We start from the raw sequence: 24,290 nt of genomic DNA on the forward strand, positions 1-24,290 counted from the left end.
GCCCAACGCGTGAGACGGGGATGCCTCAGTCGCGCAGTGCGTTGAAACGCCCCTGGTGGTACAGCAGGGGCCGGCCGTCGCCCGTGGGGTCCCCGGCCACCACCTCGGCCAGCACCACGCGGTGGTCGCCGGCGGGCACCCGGGCCACCACCCGGCACACCAGCCACGCCAGGACGCCCTCCAGCACCGGCACCCCGTGCGGGCCCGGCCGCCAGCGGGTGGGCGGGGCGAAACGGTCCGCGCCGCTGCGCGCGAAGGTGGCCGCGAGCTGCTGCTGGTGCTCGCCGAGTATGTGCACGCCCACGTGCTCGGCCCCGGCCAGCACCGGCCAGCTGGAGGAGCCGGTGCCCACCCCGAAGGAGACCAGGGGCGGTTCGGCGGCCACGGAGGTCAGGGAGGTCGCGGTGAAGCCGGCCGGGCGGGCACCCTGCGCGGTGATCACCGCGACGCCGGCCGCGTGCCGGCGGAAGACCGAACGCAGCAGCTCGGGGCTGCCGAGGTCGGCGGGGGAGGCCGTCATGGAGTTGTCGTGTCCTTCCGAAGGGGCCCGGGCGGCATGGCGTCACAGTGACGATCGACGCCGTGCGGCGTCAAGCGAGGGCCTACGGGTGGGAGGTGGATCACGCCGCGTCACCGCGGCACGTCACATCGCCGCGCCGAGCGCGGCGACGACGTCGGCCCGGCGCGGCTGCCCCGCGGCCCGGCGCACGACGCGACCGCCGGCGTCCAGGACGAGGGTGGTCGGGGTGGCGGTCACCTCCAGGGCGCGCACCAGTTCCAGGCGGGACTCCGCGTCGATCTCGACGTGCGCCACGCCCTCGACCATGGCGGCCACGTCCGCGAGGACCCGCCGGGTGGCCCGGCACGGCTGGCAGAAGGCGCTGGAGAACTGCACGAGCGTCGCCCGCTCGCCCAGGCGCGCGCCGAGTTCGGCCGCGCTCAGCCGCGTCGGCTGCATCGTGTGCTCCTTCGTCGTGTCCGCCGTGTCCGCCGTGTCGGCAGAGTCGTCGCCGGCGTTGTCGCCGGCGTCCGTCGCCCTCGCGTCAGCGCCCGCCGTAACCGGGAAATTTCCCGACGTGACGAGGATCTCCACCTCCGCCCGGTCTCCCAGCTGGATCGGCGCGTGCCCATTCGGGCACGATCTGGCGAAAGCCAGACCCTACGTCCGCGTAACTTCAGCATCTCAACCGGGAGCACCCTCCCCGGGCCGGAAGGATCTTCCCGATATGGCAGAGCTCGTCTACCCCCCGGTGATCGGATTCGCACGCACCATGTTCAAGGCCTTGGACCTGCGTTTCGACATCCAGGGCAGCGAGCACGTCCCGCAGCGCGGCGGGGCCGTGCTGGTGAGCAACCACATCGGCTACCTCGACTTCGTCTTCTGCGGGCTGGCGGCGCGGCCGGCCGGGCGCCTGGTGCGCTTCATGGCCAAGGACTCGGTCTTCCGTCACAAGGTCTCCGGGCCGCTCATGCGGGCCATGAAGCACATACCCGTCGACCGGGCCGCGGGCGCCGACGCCTACCGCCACGCGCTGTCCGCGCTGCGCTCCGGCGAGGTCGTCGGGGTCTTCCCCGAGGCGACGATCTCCACGTCCTTCACGCTGAAGAACTTCAAGTCGGGCGCGGCACGGCTGGCCCAGGAGGCCGGGGTGCCGCTGGTGCCCATGGCACTGTGGGGCACCCAGCGGCTGTGGACCAAGGGCCGCAAGCGCGACCTGGGCCGCAACCACGTCCCCGTGACCATCCGGGTGGGCGAGCCGGTCGAGGCCGCGGCCGGCGAGTCCGCCGAGCAGGTCACCGACCGGGTGCGCGGCCGCGTCCAGCAGCTGCTGGAGGCCGCCCAGCGCGCCTATCCGGTGCGCGCCGACGGCCCCGGCGACAGCTGGTGGGTGCCCGCCCACCTCGGCGGCACGGCCCCCACGCCGGCCGAGGCCGCCCTGGCCGAGCGCCGCTGATACGCCGACGGGGCGCGGGGTACGTACGCCGTCGTACGTACCCCGCACCCCGTACGGTGCAGGGCGCTCGCGCCTACTGCTTGGCCATTTCCTCCGCGACCGCCGCGGTGAAGGCGTCCACGTCGGCCTCGGTGGTGTCGAAGGAGCACATCCAGCGCACGTCGCCGGCCGCCTCGTCCCAGAAGTAGAAGCGGTAGCGCTTCTGCAGCCGCTCGCTCACGTCGTGCGGCAGACGGGCGAAGACCGCGTTGGACTGCACCGGGTGCAGCACCTCCACGCCCTCGATCCCGCGCACGCCCTCGGCCAGGCGGGCGGCCATGGCGTTGGCGTGGGAGGCGCTGCGCAGCCACAGGTCGCCCGACAGCAGCGCCTCGAACTGCACCGAGACGAAGCGCATCTTGGAGGCGAGCTGCATCGACAGCTTGCGCAGGTGCTTCATCGCCCGCACCGCGCCCGGGTCGAGGACGACGACGCACTCGCCGAAGACCATGCCGTTCTTCGTCCCGCCGAAGGAGAGCAGGTCCACACCGGCGTCGGTGGTGAACGCCCGCAGCGGCACACCCAGGGAGGCCGCCGCGTTGGCGATCCGCGAACCGTCGAGGTGGACCTTCATGCCCCGCTCGTGGGCGTGGTCGCAGATCTCGCGGATCTCCTCGGGCGTGTAGCAGGTGCCCAGCTCGGTGGTCTGCGTGATCGAGACGATCTGCGGCTGGGCGCGGTGCTCGTCCTCCCAGCCCCACGCCTCGCGGTCGATCAGCTCCGGCGTCAGCTTGCCGTGCTCGGTGGGCACGGCGAGCAGCTTCAGCCCGCCGACGCGCTCGGGCGCGCCGCCCTCGTCGACGTTGATGTGCGCGCTCTGCGCGCAGATCACCGCACCCCAGCGCTCGCTGGCGGCCTGCAGGGCGACGACGTTGGCGCCCGTGCCGTTGAACACCGGGAAGGCCTCGGCGGTGGGCCCGAAGTGGGCCCGCATGATCTGCTGCAGGTGGGCGGTGTAGTCGTCCTCGCCGTAGGCGACCTGGTGGCCGCCGTTGGCCAGGGCGAGGGCCGCGAGGACCTCCGGGTGGGCACCGGCGTAGTTGTCGCTGGCGAAACCGCGCAGCTGCGGGTCGTGCCGGCGTATCGCGTCGGTCACCGGGGGGATCACGGTTGCGGGGTCAGCCACTGACGGGTTCCGTTCACTTCGTGGGCGGGCTTCTCCCAGACGCCGGCGATGGCCTGGGCCAGGTCCGCCACGTCGGTGAATCCCGCGAATTTCGCGTTGGGTCGTTCGGCGCGCATGGCGTCGTGCACCAGGGCCTTGACCACCATGACGGTGGCGGCGGCCGGCGGCTCGCCCTCGCCGCCCGCCTTGCGGAAGGAGTCCGCGAGGGCCAGGGTCCAGGCCTCGGCGGCGGCCTTGGAGGCCGCGTAGGCGGCGTTGCCCGCGGTGGGCTTGCTCGCGCCCGCGGCGCTGACCAGCACGTACCGGCCGCGGCCGCTGCGGGTCAGGGCGCTCTCGAAGGCCAGCGAGGTGTGCTGGACGGTGCGGATGAGCAGCTTCTCCAGCAGCTCCCAGTCGGCCAGGTCCGTCTCGGCGAAGGTCGCCGAGCCGCGCCAGCCGCCCACGAGGTGGATCAGGCCGTCGATCCGCCCGAACTCCTTCTCCGTCCGGTCCGCCCAGGCGCGGGTGCCGTCCAGGTCGAGCAGGTCCACGGTCTCGCCGGTCACGGTCGCGCCTCCGTGCGCGTACCGGGCGGCGTCCACGGCCTCGGCGAGGCGGGCCGCGTCGGCGTCGGAGGCCACGACGGTGGCCCCGGCCTCGGCCAGTCGCAGCAGGACCGCCCGTCCGGCCGCACCGGCCGCTCCGGCCACTGCCACCACGGCGCCCTCCAGCGGGCCGCCGTTGCCGTTCGACGGAGTGCTCATGCCCGTCGCCTCCTTCTCCTGCTCGCTCACGTTCTGCTCGCTCACGCCGCGACCCGCTCCACGTCCGCCGCGGTGATCCCCTTGGTCGAGGCGATCACGGACCGCAGCTTCTTGGCAAGGGCCTCGTAGAACATGCTGAGCGGGAACTCGTCCGGGAGCACCTCGTCCACGAGCTTGCGCGGCGGCTGGGTGAGGTCCAGGGCGTCCGGGCCCTTGGCCCACACGGAGCCGGGGTGGGGGGCCAGGTAGGAGGAGACGAGCTCGTAGGCGGCGAACCAGTGCACGAGCTTGGGGCGGTCGATGCCGTCCCGGTAGAGCTTCTCGATCTCGCCGCACAGCTGGTTGGTGACCTGCGGGGCCCGCTCCCAGTCGATGCGCAGGGTGTTGTCCGTCCAGCGTACGACGTCGTGCTTGTGCAGGTACGCGAAGAGCAGCTGACCGCCCAGGCCGTCGTAGTTGCGCACGCGCTCGCCCGTGAGCGGGAAGCGGAACATGCGGTCGAAGAGCACCGCGAACTGCACGTCACGGGCCTGCGGGTAGCCGTCCGCCTCCAGCTTCACGGCCTCCTTGAACGCCGTGAGGTCGCAGCGCAGCTCCTCCAGGCCGTACATCCAGAACGGCTGGCGCTGCTTGATCATGAACGGGTCGAAGGGCAGGTCGCCGTGGCTGTGGGTGCGGTCGTGGACCATGTCCCACAGCACGAACGCCTCCTCGCAGCGCTTCTGGTCGCCCAGCATCGCCGCGACGTCCTCCGGCAGGTCCACGCGGAGGGTCTGCACGGCCGCCTCGGTCACCCGGCGGAAGCGGGCGGCCTCGCGGTCGCAGAAGATCCCGCCCCAGGTGAAGCGCTCGGGGGCCTCGCGCACCGCGATCGTCTCGGGGAAGAGCACGGCGGAGTTGGTGTCGTAGCCCGCGGTGAAGTCCTCGAAGGTGATGCCGAGGAAGAGCGGGTTGTCGTACCGGGCGCGCTCCAGCTCCGCCAGCCACTCCGGCCACACCATGCGCAGCACGACGGCCTCGAGGTTGCGGTCGAGGTTGCCGTTCTGCGTGTACATCGGGAAGACGACCAGGTGCTGACGGCCGTCGGCGCGCTGCGCGGCGGGCTGGAAGGCCAGCAGCGAGTCCAGGAAGTCCGGCACGCCGAAGCCCGCATCCGCCCAGCGGCGCAGGTCGGCCACCAGGGCCTCGTGGTAGGCGGCGTCGTGCGGCAGGAGCGGGGAGAGCTCCTCGACGGCCGTTATGACCGCCTCGACCTGTGCCCGGACCGCCTCGCCCGGCGGCGCTCCGCCGGCGGTGAGGTCGATCGAGCCGTCGGCGGACTGCCACGGCCGGATCGTCTCGACCGCCGTCTTGAGCGCGGCCCATGCCGGGTGCTCCACGACACGATCGTCAGACAGAATGTCGGTTTTGACCGCTGTCGACGCAAGAATTTCCGTCACGACTGCCCCTCCTCGGGAGAACCTGGCGTTAAGACACCGTATCCAGGCGAGGTTCTTCAGCTCAAGGGCCGTGGCGAGAAATTATCCTGCAGCCCCCCGGGGCGGACCGACGTTTTTCCTGTGCGCCTACCCCGTGCGGGGCAACGCGAGCGGACATACGCCACCCCCTGCGCACCTTTCACCCCGGCGGCACAGGCGAAAACCGGCCATGCGCGCGGCGCACCGTCCTTCCCGGACGGCTACCCACGTTCCGGCCGGTTCATGAACCGGCAACAACCTTCCGCCATCCGGACGGACCGTGATCCCTCCTGGACAGCCCCGCACGGCCGCTGCCAGTCTCCCGCCATGCCCGTCGCCACCCGGCCCGCCCGCCTGGCCGCCGCCCTCGCCGTGCTGATCGCCACGGCCACCGGCTGCGCGCCGCAGGACGAGACCGACACCGCCGCACCCGCCGCCTGCACCGGCCCGAGACCCGCCACGCGCACCCCCGGCACGCTCACCATCGGCACCGACAAGCCCGCCTACGCCCCCTGGTTCCAAGGCGACGACCCCGCCAACGGCAAGGGCTTCGAGTCGGCCGTCGCCTACGCCGTCGCCGGCCGCCTCGGCTTCGACCGCTCCGCGGTCGTCTGGCGCACCGTGCCCTTCAACAACGCGGTCGCACCCGGCCCCAAGGACTTCGACTTCGCCGTCAACCAGGTCTCCATCAGCGACGAACGCCGCCGCGCCGTCGACTTCTCCAGCGGCTACTACACCGTGCGCCAGGCCGTCGTCGCCCTCAAGGACTCGCCCGCCGCGCAGGCCACCACCGCGGCCGGCCTCCGGCACGCCCGCCTCGGCGCCCAGGTCGGCACCACCAGCCTCGACGTCGTCAACGACGTCATCAAGCCCGACCGGCAGCCCGCGGTCTTCCAGAAGAACGACTACGCCAAAAGCGCCCTGAAGAACCATCAGGTCGACGCCGTCGTCGTCGACCTGCCCACCGCCTTCTTCATCACCTCCGCCGAGGTGCCCGAGGCCAAGGTCGTCGGCCAGCTCCCGGCCACCGGCGCCCGCGCCGAGCAGTTCGGGCTCGTCCTGGACAAGGGCAGCCGGCTCACCCCGTGCGTCAGCAGGGCCGTCGACGACCTGCGCGGCGACGGCACCCTGGCCCGGCTGGAGAAGCAGTGGCTGGCGGACGCCGCCGGCGCACCGGAGCTGCGATGACGGCCCGGGAGACGACGGATCGGGAGACGACGGCCCGGCCCGAGGACGCCGGAGCCGAGGCGGACGGCTACGTCCCCTCCGCCCGGCGCCTGGAACGCGAACGCTTCCGCCGCGCCCGCGCCCGCCGCGCCCGGGCACTCGCCGCCGCCAGCACCCTGCTCACCGCCCTCGCCCTCGTCCTCCTCGTCGTCAACTCGCCCGGCTGGCCCCGCACCCGGCAGACCTTCCTCAGCTACCACCACGCCCGCGAGGCCCTGCCGCACATCCTCACCGGACTGTGGCTCAACATCCGGCTGCTGCTGGTGTGCGGGGCGGCCGTCCTCGTCCTCGGCCTGCTGATCGCCGTCGCCCGCACCCTGCGCGGGCCGGTCTTCCTGCCGCTGCGCGTGCTCGCCGCCGCCTACACCGACTTCTTCCGCGGCCTGCCACTGATCATCTGCCTGCTCGTGGTCGTCTTCGGCGTCCCCGCCCTGCGGCTGCAGGGCGTGACCACCGACCCCGTCCTGCTCGGCGGCACCGCGCTCGTGCTCACCTACTCCGCCTACGTCGCCGAGGTCTTCCGCGCCGGCATCGACTCCGTCCACCCCTCCCAGCGCGCGGCCGCCCGCTCGCTCGGCCTGAACACCGGGCAGACCCTGCGCTTCGTCGTGCTGCCGCAGGCCGTGCGGGCCGTCGTGCCACCGCTGCTCAACGACCTCGTCTCGCTGCAGAAGGACACCGGCCTCGTCTCCATCGCCGGAGCGGTGGACGCCGTCTACGCCGCGCAGATCAGCGCCGCGAAGACCTTCAACTACACCCCCTACGTCGTCGCAGGACTGATCTTCGTGGCCCTGACCATCCCCATGACCCGCCTCACCGACGCCGTCACCGCCCGCATGGACCGCCGCCGCGCCAAGGGAGGACTGGTATGACCGCGCCCGTGGCCCCTGCGGGACCCCTGCAACCCGTCCTGCGCCTGGAAGCCGTACGCAAGTCCTTCGACGGCACCGTCGTCCTGCGCGACGTCGACCTGGAGGTCGCCCCGCACACCGTCACCGCGCTCATCGGCTCCTCCGGCTCGGGGAAGTCCACCCTGCTGCGCTGCGCCGGCCTGCTGGAGGAGATCGACGACGGGGCGATCCTGCTGGACGGCACCGAGATCACCGACCCCCGCGCCGACCAGGACGCCGTGCGCCGCCGCATCGGCGTCGTCTTCCAGTCCTACAACCTCTTCCCGCACATGACCGTGCTGCAGAACATCACCCTCGCCCCGCGCCGCGTGCACGCCGTGCCCCGCGCCGAGGCCGAGGACCGGGCATGCGCCCTGCTGGAGCGGCTCGGCCTGGCCGACCGCGCCGACGAGTACCCCGACCGGCTCAGCGGCGGCCAGCAGCAGCGCGTGGCCATCGCCCGGGCCCTCGCCGTACGGCCCCGACTGCTGCTCCTGGACGAGATCACCGCCGCCCTCGACCCCGAGCTCGTCGGCGAGGTGCTCGACGTGGTGCGCGGCCTGAAGGACGAGGGCATGACCATGGTCCTGGCCACCCACGAGATGGGCTTCGCCCGCGACGTCGCCGACCAGGTGTGCTTCCTGGACGGCGGGGTGGTCGTCGAGCGCGGCACCCCTGCCCGCGTCTTCGGCGAGCCCGGCCACGAGCGCACCCGGCGCTTCCTCAGCCGGCTCGTGGCCGCGGGACGGCTGTGAGGAGCGTGCTGCGACCAGCGCTCAGACGAGGTCCTTGATCAGCAGCTCGAACTCCAGGTCCGCCCGGCGCGGTATGCCGAACCGCTCGTCGCCGTACGGGAACGGGCTCATCCGCCCCGTACGGCGGTAACCGCGGCGCTCGTACCAGGCGATCAGCTCCTCGCGCTGCCTGATCACCGTCATGTGCATCGCCCGCGCGTCCCACTCGGCCCGCGCCAGCCGCTCCGCCTCGGCCATCACCAGCTTGCCCAGGCCGCCGCCCTGTGCCGTCGGCCGGACCGCGAACATGCCGAAGTAGACGTGGTCGCCGCGGTGCTCCAGGTGGCAGCAGGCCACCGGCTCGCCGTCCCGCTCGGCCACCAGCAGCCGGCTGCCGGCGTCGTCCAGCAGACGGAGCACACCGGCGGCGTCCGTGCGCTGCCCGTCCAGCAGGTCGGCCTCCGTCGTCCAGCCCGCGCGGCTGGCGTCGCCCCGGTACGCCGACTCCACCAGCGCGACCAGCGCGGGCACGTCCCCCGCGTCCGCGATCCGGAAGACGGGCAGGTCCGTGCCGGGGGTGGCGGTCTCCATGGGTACCGGGATCCTTTCGCGCGGTTTCGGGCGTACGTACGACCCTAGCCGAGCCGGAATGCGTACAGTCACCGGCATGGTGCACGTACTGAGCAGCAGGTTCTTACTGCGACCGACCGACCCCGAACGGTCCCGGGCGTTCTACGGCGAAACGCTGGGGCTCGCCGTCTACCGCGAATTCGGCACCGGCCCCGAGCGCGGGGTCGTCTACTTCCTCGGCGGCGGCTTCCTGGAGATCTCCGGCCGCTCCCCGGCCCCACCCGCCCCCGGACTCGAACTGTGGCTCCAGGTCGCCGACGTCGCCGCGGCCCACGAGGAGCTCGCCGCCCGGGGCGTGACGGTGCTGGAAGCCCCCGAGCGCAAGCCGTGGGGACTGATCGAGATGTGGATCGCCGACCCCGACGGGGTGCGCATCGCGGTGGTCGAGATCCCCGAGGGACACCCGCTGCGCTACCGGCCCGGCATCTGAAGGAGACCCAAAGACCCACCGCCCGTGCGCCGGCGGTGAGCGGGCGCATGCGACGGGACCGGCGTGCTCCCGCCGTGCGCCCGTGCGCTCCCGTGCGCGGCCCCATGGATGGGCAGCCTCCCTCGGAGGTGTGCACGCCCGGGGAGGTGCGCCGTGCACGGACCACCGCTGGCCGGCTGGCTGCTCGTCGTCCTGTGCACGGCCACCGGGGCGTACTGCCTCCTGCGCGCCCGGACCGGCGCCGCGGGGGAGCGTCGGTCCGCGGCGGACGACGCGGTCATGGGCCTGGGCATGGCCGCCATGGCCGTGCCCACCACGGCCTGGGACGCCGCCCCCTGGCGACCGGTGCTCCTCGCCGCCCTCTTCGCCGCGGCAGCCGTACGCGCCCTGATGACCGGGCGCCACCTGCACCACACGGTGGGAGCCCTGGCGATGGTCTACATGTCCGTGGCCATGGTGCCCGCATCCACCCAGGGCACCCACGCGGGCCACCACCGCCCGGCGGGCACCCCCCTGCTCACCGGGCTCCTCCTGCTGTACTTCACCGCCTACGTCGTCCGCACCGCGGCCGCCGTCGTCCCCGTCCCCGCCCCGGCCGGCGGCCCCCCACGGCCGCCGGGCCGCGAGCTGACGCACGCCTGCCGGCTGTCGATGGCCATAGGAATGCTGGCCATGCTCCTGACCCTGTGACGGCTCCGTCCGGGTGACCTTGCCGTCCCCCCAGGTGTCCCCGCGCGCCGAGCGCTGGAAGAGATCCGTCCGGAGGACGGATCCCACGAGGAGGCCCCATGGAGACGGACACCGTGACACGGTTTCTCCACGCTTTGAGCCCGGCCAGCCGGGAGGACGTCCAGCAGCTGCCGCGCGAGGAACAGGAGAAACTGGCCGCGACCTGGGAGGACTACCTGCGCGACGACACCGACCTGCTCTCCCTGAGCGAACTGGACCCACCCACCGCCGAGAACCGCGCGGCCGAACACGTGGTGCGCGAGTACTTCTGAGGCCGGCCGCACCATTGCCCCGTGCCCTCGCGCCTGGCTACGTTCGCGCCACCGGACGGTCAGGACGCATGGTGGCGGAGGGACGCATGGGGATGCAGCCGGAAGTCGTGACGACCTTCTCGCGCGCGGTGAGTGAACGCATCGGGGCTCTGCTCGGCCCGGTCGATGCCGCCTTGGCGCGGCGCTATCCCGGGGAGCCGGGCACCCGTCAGCCGGTGCACACCGTGTACGTCCCGGCCGATGCCTTCGGAGCCGGCACCGCGCGGGCCTGGGGCGAGCGGGCGCTGGCGGCGCTCGACGAGCATGCGGCCGACGCCGGCGCGTTCGGTGCGGTACTGGGGCTGCCGGAGGACCTTGCCGGAGAGGTGTACGCCCGGGTGCGGGCCAAGCTGGGCAGGGAGCCGGTGGAGGATCTGCGCATCGACTTCGAGGACGGGTACGGGGTGCGCCCGGACGCCGAGGAGGACGCCGACGCGGCGCGGGCCGCCCGTCTGGTGGCCGGCGGCACCGGGACGCCGTACACGGGCATCCGCATCAAGTGCCTGGAGGCCGCCGTGCGTGAGCGCGGCATCCGCACCCTCGACGTCTTCCTCACCGGGCTGGTCGCCGCGGGCGGGGTGCCGGACGGGCTGGTGGTCACGCTGCCCAAGGTCAGCCACCCGGCGCAGGTGGCGGCGATGGTGCGGCTGATGGAGGAGTTCGAGAAGGCGCACGGTCTGCCCGAGGGCCGGCTCGGGTTCGAGATTCAGATAGAGACCACGCAGGCCGTGCTCGGGCCCGACGGCCGGGCCACGGTCGCCCGCCTCCTGGAGGCGGGGGAGAAGCGCGTGACCTCCCTGCACTACGGCACGTTCGACTACAGCGCGGCCTGCGGAGTCGCGGCCGCCCACCAGTCGCCGGACCACCCCGTGGCCGACCACGCCAAGGCCGTGATGCAGGTCGCCGCGGCGGGCACCGGGGTGCGGGTCTCGGACGGCTCGACGAACGTCCTGCCCGTCGGCCCGCGGGACCGCGTGCACGAAGGATGGCGGCTGCACCACGCCCTGGTGCGGCGCTCGCTGGCACGGGCGTACTACCAGGGCTGGGACATGCACCCGGCGCAACTGCCCACGCGCTACGCCGCGGTGTACGCCTTCCACCGCGAGGGCCTCGGGCCGGCCGCGGCCCGGCTGGCGGCCTACGCCACCGGTGGCGGCGACGGCGCCGTGCTGGACGAGCCGGCCACGGCACGGGCGCTGGCCGGCTTCCTGCTGCGGGGCATCGACTGCGGTGCGCTCGACGCGGCGGACGTCACCGGTCCGACCGGCCTCGACCTGTCCGCCCTGAGCGCCTTGGCCGGTCGTTCCGGGCCGATGGAAAACGGCTGGCGCTCCTCCTGATCCGACGGGACCATCGACGTGGCGGCCACCACGCGCCCGGGGAAGGGACTGCGATGACCACTGACGTGTCCGAGCCCGAAGTGCGCATCGCGTCCGGAGCGCTGCGCGGCAGCGCGGAGCAGGGCGTGGCGGTCTTCCGCGGGATCCCCTTCGCCGAGCCGCCGGTGGGCGGCCTCAGGTTCGCAGCGCCGCGGCCGGCCGGGCGCTGGGAGGGCGTGCGCGAGGCCGTGGCGTACGGCCCGCCGCCCCCGCAGGCCGGCGTGTTCGGCATGGACGCACTGTCGCAGGGCACCGGCACCGACTGGCTGACGGTCAACGTCTGGTCGCCCGAGCCGCGTACGGGGGCGGGCCTTCCGGTGCTGGTGTGGATCCACGGCGGCGCCTACATCATCGGCACCGCGGCCCAGCCCGAGTACGACGGGGCCCGCCTCGCGCGGGAGGGCGGTCTCGTGGTGGTGACGTTCAACTACCGCCTGGGCATCGAGGGCTTCGCGCAGATCGAGGGCGCGCCCGCCAACCGGGGGCTGCTCGACCAGATCGCGGCGCTGGAATGGGTCCGTGACAACATCCGGGCCTTCGGGGGCGACCCGGACCGGGTCACGGTCGCCGGCCAGTCGGCGGGCGCGGGATCGATCGCCGCGCTGCTGACCATGCCGCGCGCGGCCGGGCTCTTCCGCCGGGCCGTCGCACAGAGCGTGCCGGGCACCTTCTTCTCACCGGAACTCGCCGCCGACGTCACCGCCGTCTGCGCCGCCGAGCTGGGCCTGCGGCCCACCGCGGCCGACCTCGCGACCGTGGCCCCGGACCGGCTGTCGGCCGCCGGTGACGCGGTCGCCGCCAAGGCGGCCGCGTACGCGGGGCGCTGGGGATCGATCGCGCACCGGCCCATCCTGTTCTCGCCCGTCGTCGACGGCGACGTCCTGGTCACCACCCCCTGGCAGGCCCTGGCCGGTGGCGCCGGCCGGGACGTGGACCTCGTCGTCGGCCACACGCGCGACGAGCAGCGGCTGTTCGACGTGGTCGACGGCACGCTCGGGCAGGTGACGCCGGAACAGGCCGCCACCGCGCTGGAGCGGTTCGCCCCCGGCCCGGACGGGGCCCGCCGCTACCGCGCCGCCTTCCCGGCCGCGGGCCCGGGCGAGCTGTACGAACGGGTCAACTCCGACCGGCTGTTCCGCATGCCGAGCCTCCACCTCGCCACGGCCCACACCGCCGGCGGCGGACGCGCCCACCTGTACGAACTGACCTGGGCGGCCCCCGGCATGGGCGGCGCCTTCGGCGCCTGCCACGGCCTCGACGTCCCGCTGGTGTTCGGCAACCTCGGCAGCGGCCTGGCCGCGATGGTGATCGGCGACGGCGCCTGCCCCGCCGCGGAGGAGGTCTCCGCCGCCCTGCGCGCCGCGTGGACGGCCTTCACCGCGCACGGCGACCCCGGCTGGCCGGCGTACGACGCCGAGCGGCGCCTGACGCGGCTGTTCGACACGCCGCCGGTGACCACCGCCTACCCGGAGGAGGCGTCCCGCCTCCTGTGGCAGGACCACACCTTCGCGCCCCTGCCGCTGCGCGGCGCCCCGTAGGGGCGCGGGGCGGTGCCGACCTGCGGCTGCCGCCGTGAGGGTGCGGCATGGCACCCCGCCTGCGGCTGCGTCGTGGCTTGTCGCGCAGTTCCCCGCGCCCCTGACGGGGCGTGCGTGGTGCCTCGCGACGGAGATCTGTCGGACTGGCCCGGGGGCGCCCCGTAGGGGCGCGGGGAACTGCGCGATCGGCCACTGACGGCCCGCAGTCGACGTGTCACCCCGACGCCCGGGCGAAGGACGGCACCCTGTCTGCGGGCGCGCGGGCGGCCACGGCGCGCCCGCAGGCGGAGTGCTGGGGTGGCGCTTCGGCCGCAGGCCGTCGGTGACTTGTCGCGCCCACGCCGCGGAGCCGCACATCGACACCGCCCCGCGCCCCTGCGGGGCGGCGGCCCGGGAGTCACCCCGTGGCGGGTGGGAGTTCGCCGGAGCCGCGGATCACCAGGCGGGTGGGGACCTCCACGCGGCGCGGGGTGTCCTCGGCGCCTTCCAGGCGCTGGAAGAGCAGTTCGGCCGCGGTGCGGCCCAGACGGGCGGCGTCCTGGGCCACGACCGTGATGCCGGGGGAGAGCAAGCCGGCCAGTTCCAGGTCGTCGAAGCCGACGAGGGCCACGGGTCGTGGCGAACGCGCCAGCAGGCCCAGGACGGTGACGGTGACGCGGTTGTTGCCGGTGAACAGGGCGGTGACCGGCTCGGGGCCGGTGAGCATGCGCTCGGCCGCGGCGCGTACGCGGTCGGGGGCGGTGGGGCCCAGGCCCAGCCACGCGTCGGCCACGGGCAGCCCCGCCTGCGCCATCGCGGCCCGGTAGCCGCGCAGTCGCTCGGCCGCGGTGTGGATGCCGGGCCGGTCGCCGATGAAGCCGATGCGCCGGTGGCCGTGGGCGATGAGGTGGGCGACGCCCTCGCGAGCGCCGCCGAAGTTGTCGGAGAGGACGGCGTCGGCGGATATGAGCCCGGCGGGCCGGTCGACGAAGACGGTGGCGATGCCGGCGGCGATCTCGGGTTCGAGGTAGCGGTGGTCGTGGCCGGCGGGGATGACGATCAGGCCGTCGACGCGGCGGGCGCAGAAGGCGAGGGCGACCTCCTGTTCGCGCTCGGGGTCCTCGGCGCTGGAGCCGTTGAAGAGCAGGGCGCCGTGGTCCCGGGCGACGTCCTCGACGGCGCGGTTCAAGGGCGCGTAGAACGGGTCGGCGAGGTCCTCCAGGACCAGGCCGATGGAGGCGGTGCGGCCCTTGCGCAGGATGCGGGCGCTGTCGTTGCGCCGGAAGCCGAGGGCGGTGATGGCGTCGCGGACGCGCCGCTCGGTCTCGGCGGTGACGCCCGGCTCGCCGTTGACCACGCGGGAGACCGTCTTCAGGCCGACGCCGGCGCGGGCCGCGACGTCCTTCATGGTGGGGCGGGCGCCGTAGCGCGGTTGCCGGGGGCCGCGGGCGGTGTTCATGGGCGTTTTCCGGTCCTTTGTGCGTGCGGGGGCCGCCGGTTGCGCGGAGGCGGTGTCGAGCATAGAGGTGGACAACGTTGTCAACCCCGGTGAGACTGGGGCCCGTACACCGACCGCCCGGCCGCACCCAGGAGAGACGCGAGCACCGTGCACACCGACCCCGGCGACCTCGTCGCCGCTCTCGACATCGGCGGCACCAAGATTGCCGGCGCGCTGGTGGACGGCCGTGGCCGGCTGCTGCGGCGCGTCCGCCGGGCGACCCCGGCGGGCGGGGACGCGGCCGCGGTGATGGCCGCGGTCGCGGCGGTCCTCGGCGAACTGGCCGCGGCCGCAGCGTGGTCGGACGTACGGGCCGTGGGCATCGGCAGCGCCGGGCCCGTGGACGCCTCGGCCGGCTGCGTGAGCCCCGTCAACGTGCCCGGCTGGCGCGGCTTTCCGCTGGTCGCCGAGGTGGCCGCGGCCAGTGGCGGGCTCCCGGTGGTGCTGGTGGGCGACGGGGTGGCGATGACCGCCGCCGAGCACTGGCAGGGCGCCGCCCGCGGTCACGACAACGCGCTGTGCATGGTGGTCTCCACGGGCGTCGGCGGCGGCCTGGTGCTGGGTGGCCGCCTGCACCCCGGCCCCACCGGAAACGCCGGTCACATCGGGCACATCAGCGTCGACCTCGACGGGGACCGCTGCGCCTGCGGCGGGCGCGGCTGCGTGGAGCGGATCGCCAGCGGACCGAACATCGCCCGCCGGGCGCTGGCCGCGGGCTGGCGGCCGGGCGCGGACGGGGACGCGAGCGCCGAGGCCGTCGCCGCCGCGGCCCGCGCCGGGGACGAGATCGCGCGCGCCTCCTTCGCCCGCGCCGCCCGGGCGCTGGCCGCCGGCATCGCCGCGACGGCCACCCTCGTGGAGGTCGACGTCGCGGTGGTGGGCGGCGGCGTGGCGGGGGCGGGCGAGGTGCTCTTCGGCCCGTTGCGCGCGTGCCTGCGCGAGTACGCGGCGCTGTCCTTCGCCGCGGGCGTCCAGGTGGTTCCGGCCCGTCTGGGCGCGGACGCGGGCCTGGTGGGCGCGGCGGCCGCGGCCGCGGGGGAGCTGGGGTTGTGGGGACTGCCGGGGAACGCCTCCGGCATATGACGGGGACTCAGTCCCTGGTCAAGACGGGCCCGGCGAACGGGCGCGGGCACCATGCCCCTCGTACAGGTTTCCGTGGCAAGGTGGTGCGGGACGTGCTGTCGGGGGCGGTCCCTGGGGACCGCGCAGAAGGGGGAACCGTGATCGTCTGGCTGAACGGCCCGTTCAGTGGCGGCAAGACCAGCACGGCGCAGGAACTGGTCCGGCTCCTTCCGGACAGCACCCTCTACGACCCGGAGGTGATCGGCGCGGCACTGCGGCACCTGCTGCCACAGAAGAGAATGGCGCAGGTCACCGACTATCAGGACCTGCCGATCTGGCGACGGATGGTCGCGGACGCCGCGGCGGCGCTGCTGGCCGAGGTGGGCGGGGTGCTCGTCGTGCCGATGACGCTGCTGCGGCAGGAGTACCGCGACGAGATCTTCGGCGCCCTCGCCTCCCGTCGGATCCAGGTGCGCCATGTGGTGCTCACCGCCGACGAAACGATACTGCGGGAGCGCATCGAGGCACGGGAGGAGTTCCCCGGCGACGCGGTGCGCAGCGAGTCCGTACGGCAGTGGGCGCGCGACCACCTCGCCCCCTACCGGGCCGCCCTCGGCTGGCTGAAGGAGGACGGCCTGGTCGTCGACACCACCGGCCGCACCCCGCGCGAGGTCGCCGCACATGTCGCCGAGGCCGTCCGCAACGGCACCGCCGGCTACTGCCCCATCGTCCAGACGCCCGAGCCGACGGCGGCCACGCTCGCCGCCGGCGTGCTGCTGTTCGACGAGCAGGACCGCTTTCTGCTCGTCGACCCCACCTACAAGCCCGGCTGGGAGTTCCCCGGCGGCGTCGTCGAACAGGGCGAGGCCCCCGCCCGGGCCGGGATGCGCGAGGTCGCCGAGGAGATCGGCATCGAACTGCAGGACGCGCCGCGCCTGCTGGTGGTCGACTGGGAGCCGCCCAAACCACCCGGCTTCGGCGGCATGCGCTTCCTCTTCGACGGCGGCCGGCTGCACTCGGCCGACGCCCACCGCCTGCTGCTGCCCGGCTCAGAGCTGCGCGGCTGGCGCTTCGTCACCGAGGACGAGGCGGCCACCATGCTGCCCCCGGTCCGCCTGAGCCGGCTGCGGTGGGCACTGCGCGCCCGAGAGCGGGGGTGCCCGTACAACCTGGAGGCGGGGGTTCCGGTGGGATGACGATGTCGTCCCCGCCAGGGGCGCGGGCCAGTGCCGGTCCGCGGCTGCCGCCGCGTGGGCGCGACCGGCCCCCGGCGGCCTGCGGCCGGGGCGCAGCACGGCATTTCGTCTGCGGGTGCGTCGTGGCTTGTCGCGCAGTTCCCCGCGCCCCTGACGGGGCGCGGGGTGCCGTACGGCCCCGGCGGAGGCTCAGGCGCGGCTGCCTGCGTAGTCCGCCAGGAACAGCGCCTCGGCCAGGGCGAGCCGCTCCAGCTCCTGCGGCGAGACGCTCTCGTTCACCGCGTGGATCTGTGCCTCCGGCTCGCTCAGGCCGATGAGGAGGATCTCCGCCTGCGGGTAGAGCGAGGCGAGGGTGTTGCACAGCGGGATCGAGCCGCCCATGCCCGCGGTCTGCATCTCCTCGCCGGGGTACGCGACGCCCATGGCCCGGGCCATCGCCTCGTACGCCGGGCTGGAGGTGTCCGCCTGGAACGGCTGGCCCTGGCCGACCTGCTCCACCGAGACCCGGGCGTTCCAGGGGGTGCTCGCCTGCAGGTGCGCGGCCAGCAGCTTCGTCGCCGCGGCCGCGTCCGTGCCCGGCGGCACCCGCAGGCTGATCAGGGCGCGGGCACTGGCGTGCACGGACGGGGTGGCGCCGACCACCGGCGGGCAGTCGATGCCGAGGACGGTCACGGCCGGGCGGGCCCACAGCCGGTCGGCCACCGTGCCCGAGCCGATCAGGGCGACGCCGTCGAGCACCTTGGCGTCCTTGCGGAAGTCCGCCTCCGGGTACTGCAGTCCCTCCCAGCTCGCCGCCGCCTGCTCCTCCAGGCCGGGCACGACCGTCGAGCCGTCCTCGTCGCGCAGCTTGTCCAGGACGCGGATCAGGGCCGCCAGCGCGTCCGGCGCGGCACCGCCGAACATGCCCGAGTGCAGGTTGCCCTCCAGCGTGTCCACCTGGACGCGCACCAGCGTCATGCCGCGCAGGGTGGCCGTCACCGTGGGCAGGCCGAGGCGGAAGTTGCCGGCATCACCGATGACGATGGCGTCGGCCGCCAGCAGCTCCGGGTGCGCCTCGGCGTACCGCTCCAGGCCCCCGGTGCCCTGCTCCTCCGAGCCCTCCACGATCACCTTCACGCCGACCGGCACACCACCGTGCTCCTTCAGCGCCCGCAGCGCCATCAGGTGCATGATGAAGCCGCCCTTGCAGTCGGCCGAGCCCCGGCCGTACCAGCGCCCGTCGCGCTCGGTCAGCTCGAACGGCGGGGAGACCCAGGCCGCCTCGTCCAGCGGCGGCTGCACGTCGTAGTGGGCGTACAGCAGGACGGTCGGCGCCCCGGCCGGACCGGGCAGGTAGCCGTAGACGGACTGGGTGCCGTCCGGGGTGTCCAGCAGCGCCACGTCCTCGAAGCCCTCGGCGCGCAGCGCGCCGGCCACCCAGTTCGCGGCCGCCTCGCACTCGCTCTTGGGGAACTGCGCCTCGTCCGCCACCGATCGGAAGGCCACCAGCTCGGCCAGTTCGGTGCGGGCCCGCCCGGTGAGCCCGGCGACGGTGGTCGCCAGCGCGGCGGGGTCCGGCAGGCGGGACGAGGACGTGTCCATGGAACGCTCTCCTTCGAGACGCGGCAGCGGTCGTTCGTGCCGTGACCGCACCTTTCGTACGGATGCACGGATGTGTCCGTCGATCCTCCCACGGCCCCCGCCGGCCTCACCCCCGAGGGGGCGCGCCGCGACGGGCCGTAGGATGCGGACGAAAGCCGTTGCCGTGTAGGTGTGGGGAGCGAAGGCACAGGTGAGCAGCGACAGCGCAGCCCGGGACGAGGGACGCGAGACGGCCGGGGAGCCCGTCTGGGACGTCGTGGTGGTGGGCGCCGGGCCCGCCGGCGCCTCGGCGGCCCACGCCGCGGCCGCCGCGGGCCGCCGGGTGCTGCTCCTGGAGAAGGCGGAACTGCCCCGCTACAAGACCTGCGGAGGCGGCATCATCGGCCCCTCGCGCGACGCGCTGCCGCCCGGCTTCGAGCTGCCGCTGCGCGACCGCGTGCACGCCGTCACCTTCTCCCTCAACGGCAAGCTCACCCGCACCCGCCGCTCCAAGCGAATGCTCTTCGGGCTCATCAACCGGCCCGAGTTCGACGCCGGACTCGTCGAGGTCGCCAAGGCCGCCGGAGCCGAGGTGCGCACCGGAGTGACCGTCTCGCGCGTCGAACAGCACGGCGCGGCCGTGCCCGACCGGCGCACCGTCGCCGTCGTCCTCGGCGACGGCAGCACCGTCCTGGCCCGCGCCGTCGTCGGCGCCGACGGCAGCGCCGGGCGCATCGGCGCCCACGTGGGAGTGAAGCTGGAGCAGGTCGACCTCGGCCTGGAGGCCGAGATCCCCGTGCCCGCCACCGTGGCCGAGGACTGGGCCGGCCGGGTGCTCGTCGACTGGGGCCCCATGCCGGGCAGTTACGGCTGGGTCTTCCCCAAGGGCGACACCCTCACCGTCGGCGTCATCGCCGCCCGCGGCGACGGCGCCGGCACCAAGCGCTACCTGGACGACTTCATCGGCCGGCTCGGCCTCGCCGGCTTCGAGCCGAAGATCTCCTCCGGCCACCTCACGCGCTGCCGCACCGACGACTCCCCCCTCTCCCGCGGCCGGGTCCTCGTCTGCGGCGACGCCGCCGGGCTGCTCGAGCCGTGGACGCGTGAGGGCATCTCCTTCGCCCTGCGCTCCGGACGGCTGGCGGGGGAGTGGGCGGTACGCATCGCCGAGGCGCAGGACGCCGTCGACGCCCGCCGCCAGGCCCTGAACTACGCCTTCGCCATCAAGGCCGGGCTCGGGGTCGAGATGGGCGTCGGGCGCCGCATGCTCGCCCTCTTCGAACGCCGGCCCGGCCTGATCCACGCCGCGGTCACCGGCTTCCGCCCGGCGTGGCGCGCCTTCGCGCGCATCACCAGCGGCTCGACGACGCTCGCCGAGATCGTCCGCACGCACCCGATGGCCCGCCGCACCCTGGCGAGCGTCGACCGCCCGGGCGCCCCGGGCGCCCCGGGCGCCTGACGGCGCCCCGTCAGGGGCGCGATCTGCGGCTGCCGCCGCAGATTGGGCACAGCCCCGCGCTCCTGCGGGACGCTGCCCCGGGACGTGTCCGGCGGATCTTCGTCACGCGCCTTCACGGCGCCCCGTAGGGGCGCGGGGAACTGCGCGATCGGCCGGCGACGGCCCGCGGTTGACACGCCACCCCGGGGTCCGGGCGATCTGCGGACGCGTCGTGGCTTGTCGCGCAGTTCCCCGCGCCCCTACGGGGCACTGCATGATCCGCCGGACAGGGCCTGGCGCGCCGTAGGGGCGCGGCGCGGCCGCAGATTGGGCACAGCCCCGCGCCCCTACGGGGCGCAGGTCTACTCCTCCTGGAGCCAGAAGCCCGTGCGGTCCAGCCAGAGCGCCAGCAGCTCCGCATCGCCCGTGACGCGGACGTCCGGGGCCGGGCGGCGGTAGAGGAAGAGGAGCAGGTCCGTCACCGGGCCCTGCACCGTGACCGCCGCATCCGCCGGTGCCGGGCGGACCGCGGGAACCGTACCCGTCAGGTCGACGAACCAGTCGGCGGGCCGGTCCCCCGTGGCATGGAAGTGCAGGGTGCGGCCGGGGCCGAGCAGGCCGGGCCGGCCCGGGGCCGCCCGGTACGCCTCCGGCAGGCCGGCGAAGCCCAGCCACTCCTCGACGGCGTCCCGCGCCACCTCCGTGTCCAGCGCGAACTCCGCCCCCACCGCCAGCGCCGCGTCCGCCCGGTGCACGGCCGTCTCGTGGGCCATCCTGCGGGCCCAGAACCCGGCGCACCGGTAGCGGGCCGACTCCTCCGGCACCGGCGACCACATTGGCGCGGCCGGCCCGGCCGTGCGCAGGGTCCCGGCCAGCAGCGCCGCGCCCTCCTCCAGCCAGGAGCCCAGCGGGTCGAGGTCCTCGCCGGTGTGCCGATGGACGGAATTGAGCTCCGCGTCGGGGACGGGCTCCTGTGCCCGCGTCCGTACGGCCGTCTCCGCCCACCGGTGGGCACTGCCGAGGTGGCGCAGCAGCTGGCCGAGGGTCCACTCGGGGCAGGTGGGCACCGGGGCGTCCGCGTCCGCCCCCTGGACGTGGGACCTCAACAGGGCCGACTGCGCGAGGATTTCCGCGCAGTGGCGCTCGAAGCTCAGGGCCGTCATGGCACCACCGTAGCGGCGGGGCGGCCTCAGAAGAGCGCTTCCGGCTCCGCCGTCGTGGCCCGCACCGCCGCCGTCGTCCGGGCGTCCGGAGCCGCGGCCGTCAGCGGCCAGCCGGCCAGCTGCCGCGCGTCGACGATCAGCTGGCGGCCCTCGGGCGTCGCCAGATGGACGTCCGGGCCCGCCACGGCGGCCACCCGGCCCGCCACCGTGCACCCGGGGGCGAGCTCCACCAGGGCCCCGCCGGTGCGTATGCCCTCCGTGTGGAACGCCTCGTCGTGGTGCACCACGGCCGGCGGCAGCGTGTGCAGCGACTCGGGCAGCCCCGCGAGCCCCAGCGCCCGGGCGTGCGTCGCCTCCAGCTCCCGCGCGCGCCGCTCCCGCGACGGCAGGGGGTGGCGGGCGGCGCGCTTGGCCGCGTACGGGATGCGGTCGGGGACCGCGAGGGCGGCGCCCAGCACGGCCTCCGCGCGGCGTGCCGCCATGAGCGGGCCGCGCCCCAGCAACACGTACGACAACGCGGCCTGTTCGAGCAGGCGGACGCCCTGCCGCTCGGTGGCCGTGATGCCGACCTTGACCAGACCGGGGCCGAACCACGCCAGGTACACGTCGTACGGGCGGGGGTCGTCGGCGAGGGTGTCCGCCGCCACGGAACGGGAGCGGTCCAGCCGGGCGCAGTCGGCGCACTGCGCCGAGGCGACCGTGGCGGGCACGCCGGCACCGGTCGGGCACGGGGTGTGCCGGCCGCCGCGGCGCACGCCCACGCAGTGGCGGGCGGCGCCCGTGGTGAAGGACAGGGCCCTGCCGGGCGGCAGGGGGGAGAGGCGCTCGCCGTGCCCGGGGCGGCGCCAGACCAGGGCCGGGCCGTCCGCGCTCCAGCGCAGGCCCGCGCACAGCCAGTCACGCTCCTGGGCGATCACCACGGCAGCCTCCCCTCGCTCACACGGCCATCGTGTCAGGCGGCACTGACACGCGGGCGGCCGTCCGTGTTTTGTTCAGCGACGGCACAAAGTCAGAATAGGAGCGTGACCCAGACTCGGACCACCCGCCTGGAGCGGGGCAGAGGGGCGCTCGGCCCGGCCCTCGAGCTCGTACACACCGGCCGCGCGCCGACACGCGCCGTGCTCACCGCCGAACTCGGTGTGACCCGGGCGACCGCCGGCGCCGTGGCCGCCGAACTGGAGGCCCTCGGGCTGATCACCGTCGACCCGCACCCCGTGGCCGCCGGCGCCCAGGGCCGCCCCTCCCACCGGCTGTCCATCGCCCCCGGCGGACCGGTCGTCCTCGCCGCGCAGATCCACGCCGACGGCTACCGGGCGGCCCTCGTCGGCCTCGGCGGACGCATGGTCGCCACCGCACCCGGCTGCATGGACGTCCCCGCCGACCCCTCCCGCATCATCGACGCCGTCGTCGAAGCCGGCGCCGCACTGCTGCGCGAGAGCGGCCGGCAGTGCCTCGGCGCCGGCCTCGCCGTGCCCTCCGCCGTGGCCGAACCCGACGGCACCGCCCTCAACCCGCTGCACCTGTCCTGGCCCGCCGGCGCGCCCGTACGCCGGCTGTTCACCGAGGCCCTCGCCAAGAGCGGCATCACCGGGGCCGACGGCGGGCCGCTCGCGGGAGTCGCCGGCAACGACGTCAACCTCGCCGCCCTCGCCGAGCACCGGCACGGCGCCGGCCGCGGCGCACGGCACCTGCTGTGCGTGGCCACCGGCCACCGGGGGGTCGGCGGGGCGCTCGTCCTGGACGGCCGTCCCCACACCGGCAGCTCCGGGCTCGCCCTGGAGGTCGGCCACCTCACCGTCAATCCGGCGGGGCTGCCGTGCCACTGCGGCAGCCGCGGATGCCTCGACGTCGAGACCGACCCGCTCGCCTTCCTCACGGCGGCCGGCCGCACGCCGGGCCCCGCGGTGTCACTGCTGCAGCAGTCGCGGGAGCTGCTCCGTTCGGAGTACTCCGACCCGGCGGTACGGGCCGCGGCGGAACTGGTCGTCGACCGGCTCGGGCTCGGGCTGGCGGGGCTGGTCAACATCCTCAACCCGGATCGCATCCTGCTCGGCGGACTGCACCGCGAACTGCTGGAGGCCGACCCCGAGCGGCTGCGGGCGGTCGTGGCCGACCGGAGTCTGTGGGGGCGCAGCGGGAGCGTCCCGATCCTTGCCTGCACGCTCGACTTCAACAGTCTCATCGGGGCGGCGGAGGCGGCTTGGCAGCCGGTCCTGGACGATCCGCTGCGGGTGCTGGGCGGCTGAGGCCGTTGCGGGGTGCCCGGTTCGGGTGCGGGTCCGTTGTGGCTCGTCGCGCAGTTCCCCGCGCCCCTTCGCGGGTGCCGGGGTGTCCTCCGGCGCGGGTTGTTCCTGGTTGAGCGCGCAGTTCCCCGCGCCCCTGCTGGGGGTGGGCCGTGCGTTCTTGGTGCGGGTGGGGTGTGGCTCGTCGCGCAGTTCCCCGCGCCCCTTCGGGGCGGTGGCCGTGCGTTCTCGGGTGCGGGCCGGGTCTGGCTGGGCGCGCAGTTCCCCGCGCCCCCTCAGTGCGGGCCGTTGCCTGTGCCCCCCAGGGCTCAGGTGCGGGTTCGGGTGGGGCGGGCGCCGGCCAGGGCGGGTTCCTCGTGGGGGGTGAGCGTGGCCGGCAGGGCGGCGCGCTTCTTGGGGCGCCGGGCCGTGCGCGGCGGGGTCGCCGGGGCGCTCGCCGGGACGGACAGCGTGAACCAGACCACCTTCCCGCCGTCCGGCCGCTCCTGCACGCCCCAGCTGGAGCTGAGCGCGGCCACCAGGGCCAGCCCCCGGCCGTGGGTGCTCGCCGGGTCCGCGGTGCCCAGGGTCGGCAGCCGGGGGTCGTGGTCGCGCACGGAGACGGTCAGCCGGTCCAGCACCAGGTCGAGTTCGACCGTGCAGCGCTTGTCGGGCTCCGCGTGCTGGTGAACGTTGGTCAGCAGCTCGGTGACGCACAGGGCCGCGCGGTCGATGAGCGGATCGAGGTGCCAGTAGCGCAACTGCGCAGATACGATTCTGCGAACCTGGCCGATCCGCGGCGGCAGGGCCTGGAGCTCGACGGTGCAGTGCTTGTTCACTCGGCTGATCACGGCTGCGACTCCCTGAAGAAGTAGGGCTAGCCTGATTCCGAAACGCGTTGCCTCACGCGCCTGTTGCGAATCCGGCGGCGTCCCCCCGCCGGTCCGTACGGCGGACTGGTCCGCAGGGTGACCGCCGGTAGAC

Annotated in this window: 24 protein-coding genes; 13 read left to right on the forward strand and 11 right to left on the reverse strand. The window is 74.6% G+C overall.

Annotated features, from left to right (window positions below; genetic code table 11):
* Positions 1-25 precede the first annotated feature (25 nt).
* Together AC27L3_RS00230 and AC27L3_RS00235 are read right to left on the reverse strand one after the other, a co-directional pair.
* Positions 26-520: a flavin reductase family protein gene (locus AC27L3_RS00230; RefSeq protein WP_487231887.1), complete on the reverse strand. Its 495-nt coding sequence runs from the start codon at positions 518-520 to the stop codon at positions 26-28.
* A gap of 123 nt (positions 521-643) precedes the next feature.
* Positions 644-958 carry a TlpA family protein disulfide reductase gene (locus tag AC27L3_RS00235; protein WP_487231888.1) on the reverse strand — a complete coding sequence of 105 codons (315 nt, stop codon included), beginning with the start codon at positions 956-958 and terminating at the stop codon, positions 644-646.
* A 268-nt stretch (positions 959-1,226) separates the two neighbouring features.
* Here AC27L3_RS00235 and AC27L3_RS00240 point away from each other — a divergent pair, with 268 nt between their 5' ends.
* The gene (locus AC27L3_RS00240; protein WP_487231889.1) at positions 1,227-1,955 is read left to right on the forward strand and encodes a lysophospholipid acyltransferase family protein; all 729 of its coding nucleotides are present in this window, start codon (positions 1,227-1,229) and stop codon (positions 1,953-1,955) included.
* 73 nt (positions 1,956-2,028) lie between these two features.
* Here AC27L3_RS00240 and AC27L3_RS00245 read toward each other — a convergent pair whose 3' ends face one another.
* Genes AC27L3_RS00245 through AC27L3_RS00255 form a run of 3 tightly spaced genes read right to left on the reverse strand, consistent with a single transcriptional unit; the run spans position 2,029 to position 5,302 of the window.
* The gene (locus AC27L3_RS00245) at positions 2,029-3,120 is read right to left on the reverse strand and encodes a threonine aldolase family protein (RefSeq protein WP_487231890.1); all 1,092 of its coding nucleotides are present in this window, start codon (positions 3,118-3,120) and stop codon (positions 2,029-2,031) included.
* Positions 3,099-3,863: an SDR family oxidoreductase gene (locus AC27L3_RS00250; protein ID WP_487232284.1), complete on the reverse strand. Its 765-nt coding sequence runs from the start codon at positions 3,861-3,863 to the stop codon at positions 3,099-3,101. The genes AC27L3_RS00245 and AC27L3_RS00250 overlap by 22 nt, the downstream gene beginning before the upstream one ends.
* 41 nt (positions 3,864-3,904) lie before the next feature.
* Positions 3,905-5,302, reverse strand: coding sequence for a DUF6421 family protein (locus tag AC27L3_RS00255; protein ID WP_487231891.1), 1,398 nt, complete (start codon positions 5,300-5,302; stop codon positions 3,905-3,907).
* A gap of 345 nt (positions 5,303-5,647) precedes the next feature.
* On the opposite strand from AC27L3_RS00255, the gene AC27L3_RS00260 reads away from it, so the two are divergent.
* Genes AC27L3_RS00260 through AC27L3_RS00270 form a run of 3 tightly spaced genes read left to right on the forward strand, consistent with a single transcriptional unit; the run spans position 5,648 to position 8,192 of the window.
* Positions 5,648-6,508, forward strand: a complete 861-nt coding sequence (locus AC27L3_RS00260; RefSeq protein ID WP_487231892.1) for an ABC transporter substrate-binding protein — start codon at positions 5,648-5,650, stop codon at positions 6,506-6,508.
* A complete protein-coding gene (locus tag AC27L3_RS00265) occupies positions 6,505-7,419 on the forward strand; it encodes an amino acid ABC transporter permease (protein WP_487231893.1) in 915 nt (304 codons plus the stop codon). The genes AC27L3_RS00260 and AC27L3_RS00265 overlap by 4 nt, the downstream gene beginning before the upstream one ends.
* A complete protein-coding gene (locus AC27L3_RS00270) occupies positions 7,416-8,192 on the forward strand; it encodes an amino acid ABC transporter ATP-binding protein (protein WP_487231894.1) in 777 nt (258 codons plus the stop codon). Before AC27L3_RS00265 ends, AC27L3_RS00270 begins: the two co-directional genes overlap by 4 nt.
* Positions 8,193-8,213: 21 nt before the next feature.
* On the opposite strand, the gene AC27L3_RS00275 is transcribed toward AC27L3_RS00270, so the two are convergent.
* A complete protein-coding gene (locus AC27L3_RS00275) occupies positions 8,214-8,762 on the reverse strand; it encodes a GNAT family N-acetyltransferase (RefSeq protein ID WP_487231895.1) in 549 nt (182 codons plus the stop codon).
* Positions 8,763-8,838: 76 nt separating this feature from the next.
* Here AC27L3_RS00275 and AC27L3_RS00280 point away from each other — a divergent pair, with 76 nt between their 5' ends.
* The 5 genes from AC27L3_RS00280 (at position 8,839) to AC27L3_RS00300 (ending at position 13,188) form a co-directional block, all read left to right on the forward strand.
* On the forward strand, positions 8,839-9,231 hold the full coding sequence (locus AC27L3_RS00280) for a VOC family protein (protein WP_487231896.1): 393 nt from the start codon (positions 8,839-8,841) through the stop codon (positions 9,229-9,231).
* Between the two features lie 153 nt (positions 9,232-9,384).
* The gene (locus tag AC27L3_RS00285) at positions 9,385-9,921 is read left to right on the forward strand and encodes a DUF5134 domain-containing protein (protein ID WP_487231897.1); all 537 of its coding nucleotides are present in this window, start codon (positions 9,385-9,387) and stop codon (positions 9,919-9,921) included.
* Positions 9,922-10,019: 98 nt separating this feature from the next.
* On the forward strand, positions 10,020-10,232 hold the full coding sequence (locus AC27L3_RS00290) for a hypothetical protein (RefSeq protein WP_344433355.1): 213 nt from the start codon (positions 10,020-10,022) through the stop codon (positions 10,230-10,232).
* Positions 10,233-10,318: 86 nt separating this feature from the next.
* Complete coding sequence (locus AC27L3_RS00295) at positions 10,319-11,611, forward strand: DUF6986 family protein (RefSeq protein WP_487231898.1); 1,293 nt, start codon at positions 10,319-10,321, stop codon at positions 11,609-11,611.
* 53 nt (positions 11,612-11,664) lie between these two features.
* Positions 11,665-13,188: a carboxylesterase/lipase family protein gene (locus AC27L3_RS00300; protein WP_487231899.1), complete on the forward strand. Its 1,524-nt coding sequence runs from the start codon at positions 11,665-11,667 to the stop codon at positions 13,186-13,188.
* Positions 13,189-13,585: 397 nt separating this feature from the next.
* Here the strand turns inward: AC27L3_RS00300 and AC27L3_RS00305 are convergent, their stop codons facing one another.
* On the reverse strand, positions 13,586-14,626 hold the full coding sequence (locus tag AC27L3_RS00305) for a LacI family DNA-binding transcriptional regulator (protein ID WP_487231900.1): 1,041 nt from the start codon (positions 14,624-14,626) through the stop codon (positions 13,586-13,588).
* 147 nt (positions 14,627-14,773) lie between these two features.
* Between AC27L3_RS00305 and AC27L3_RS00310 the strand changes: the two genes are divergently transcribed.
* Both AC27L3_RS00310 and AC27L3_RS00315 read left to right on the forward strand, forming a co-directional pair.
* Positions 14,774-15,748 (forward strand): ROK family protein, encoded by a 975-nt coding sequence (locus AC27L3_RS00310; RefSeq protein ID WP_487231901.1) that lies wholly within the window; start codon positions 14,774-14,776, stop codon positions 15,746-15,748.
* A 137-nt stretch (positions 15,749-15,885) separates the two neighbouring features.
* A complete protein-coding gene (locus AC27L3_RS00315) occupies positions 15,886-16,923 on the forward strand; it encodes an NUDIX hydrolase (protein WP_487231902.1) in 1,038 nt (345 codons plus the stop codon).
* 189 nt (positions 16,924-17,112) lie between these two features.
* On the opposite strand, the gene AC27L3_RS00320 is transcribed toward AC27L3_RS00315, so the two are convergent.
* Positions 17,113-18,504 (reverse strand): M20/M25/M40 family metallo-hydrolase, encoded by a 1,392-nt coding sequence (locus AC27L3_RS00320; RefSeq protein WP_487231903.1) that lies wholly within the window; start codon positions 18,502-18,504, stop codon positions 17,113-17,115.
* A gap of 190 nt (positions 18,505-18,694) precedes the next feature.
* Here AC27L3_RS00320 and AC27L3_RS00325 point away from each other — a divergent pair, with 190 nt between their 5' ends.
* The gene (locus AC27L3_RS00325) at positions 18,695-19,942 is read left to right on the forward strand and encodes a geranylgeranyl reductase family protein (RefSeq protein ID WP_487231904.1); all 1,248 of its coding nucleotides are present in this window, start codon (positions 18,695-18,697) and stop codon (positions 19,940-19,942) included.
* 341 nt (positions 19,943-20,283) lie between these two features.
* Here the strand turns inward: AC27L3_RS00325 and AC27L3_RS00330 are convergent, their stop codons facing one another.
* Both AC27L3_RS00330 and AC27L3_RS00335 read right to left on the reverse strand, forming a co-directional pair.
* The gene (locus AC27L3_RS00330; protein WP_487231905.1) at positions 20,284-21,084 is read right to left on the reverse strand and encodes a maleylpyruvate isomerase family mycothiol-dependent enzyme; all 801 of its coding nucleotides are present in this window, start codon (positions 21,082-21,084) and stop codon (positions 20,284-20,286) included.
* A gap of 26 nt (positions 21,085-21,110) precedes the next feature.
* Positions 21,111-21,998 (reverse strand): DUF2797 domain-containing protein, encoded by an 888-nt coding sequence (locus AC27L3_RS00335; protein WP_487232285.1) that lies wholly within the window; start codon positions 21,996-21,998, stop codon positions 21,111-21,113.
* Positions 21,999-22,106: 108 nt separating this feature from the next.
* Here AC27L3_RS00335 and AC27L3_RS00340 point away from each other — a divergent pair, with 108 nt between their 5' ends.
* Positions 22,107-23,330 (forward strand): ROK family protein, encoded by a 1,224-nt coding sequence (locus AC27L3_RS00340; protein WP_487231906.1) that lies wholly within the window; start codon positions 22,107-22,109, stop codon positions 23,328-23,330.
* A gap of 305 nt (positions 23,331-23,635) precedes the next feature.
* Here AC27L3_RS00340 and AC27L3_RS00345 read toward each other — a convergent pair whose 3' ends face one another.
* On the reverse strand, positions 23,636-24,157 hold the full coding sequence (locus AC27L3_RS00345; RefSeq protein ID WP_487231907.1) for an ATP-binding protein: 522 nt from the start codon (positions 24,155-24,157) through the stop codon (positions 23,636-23,638).
* Positions 24,158-24,290: the final 133 nt, after the last annotated feature.

The sequence above is a fragment of the Streptomyces sp. PKA51 genome, from assembly GCF_057552455.1.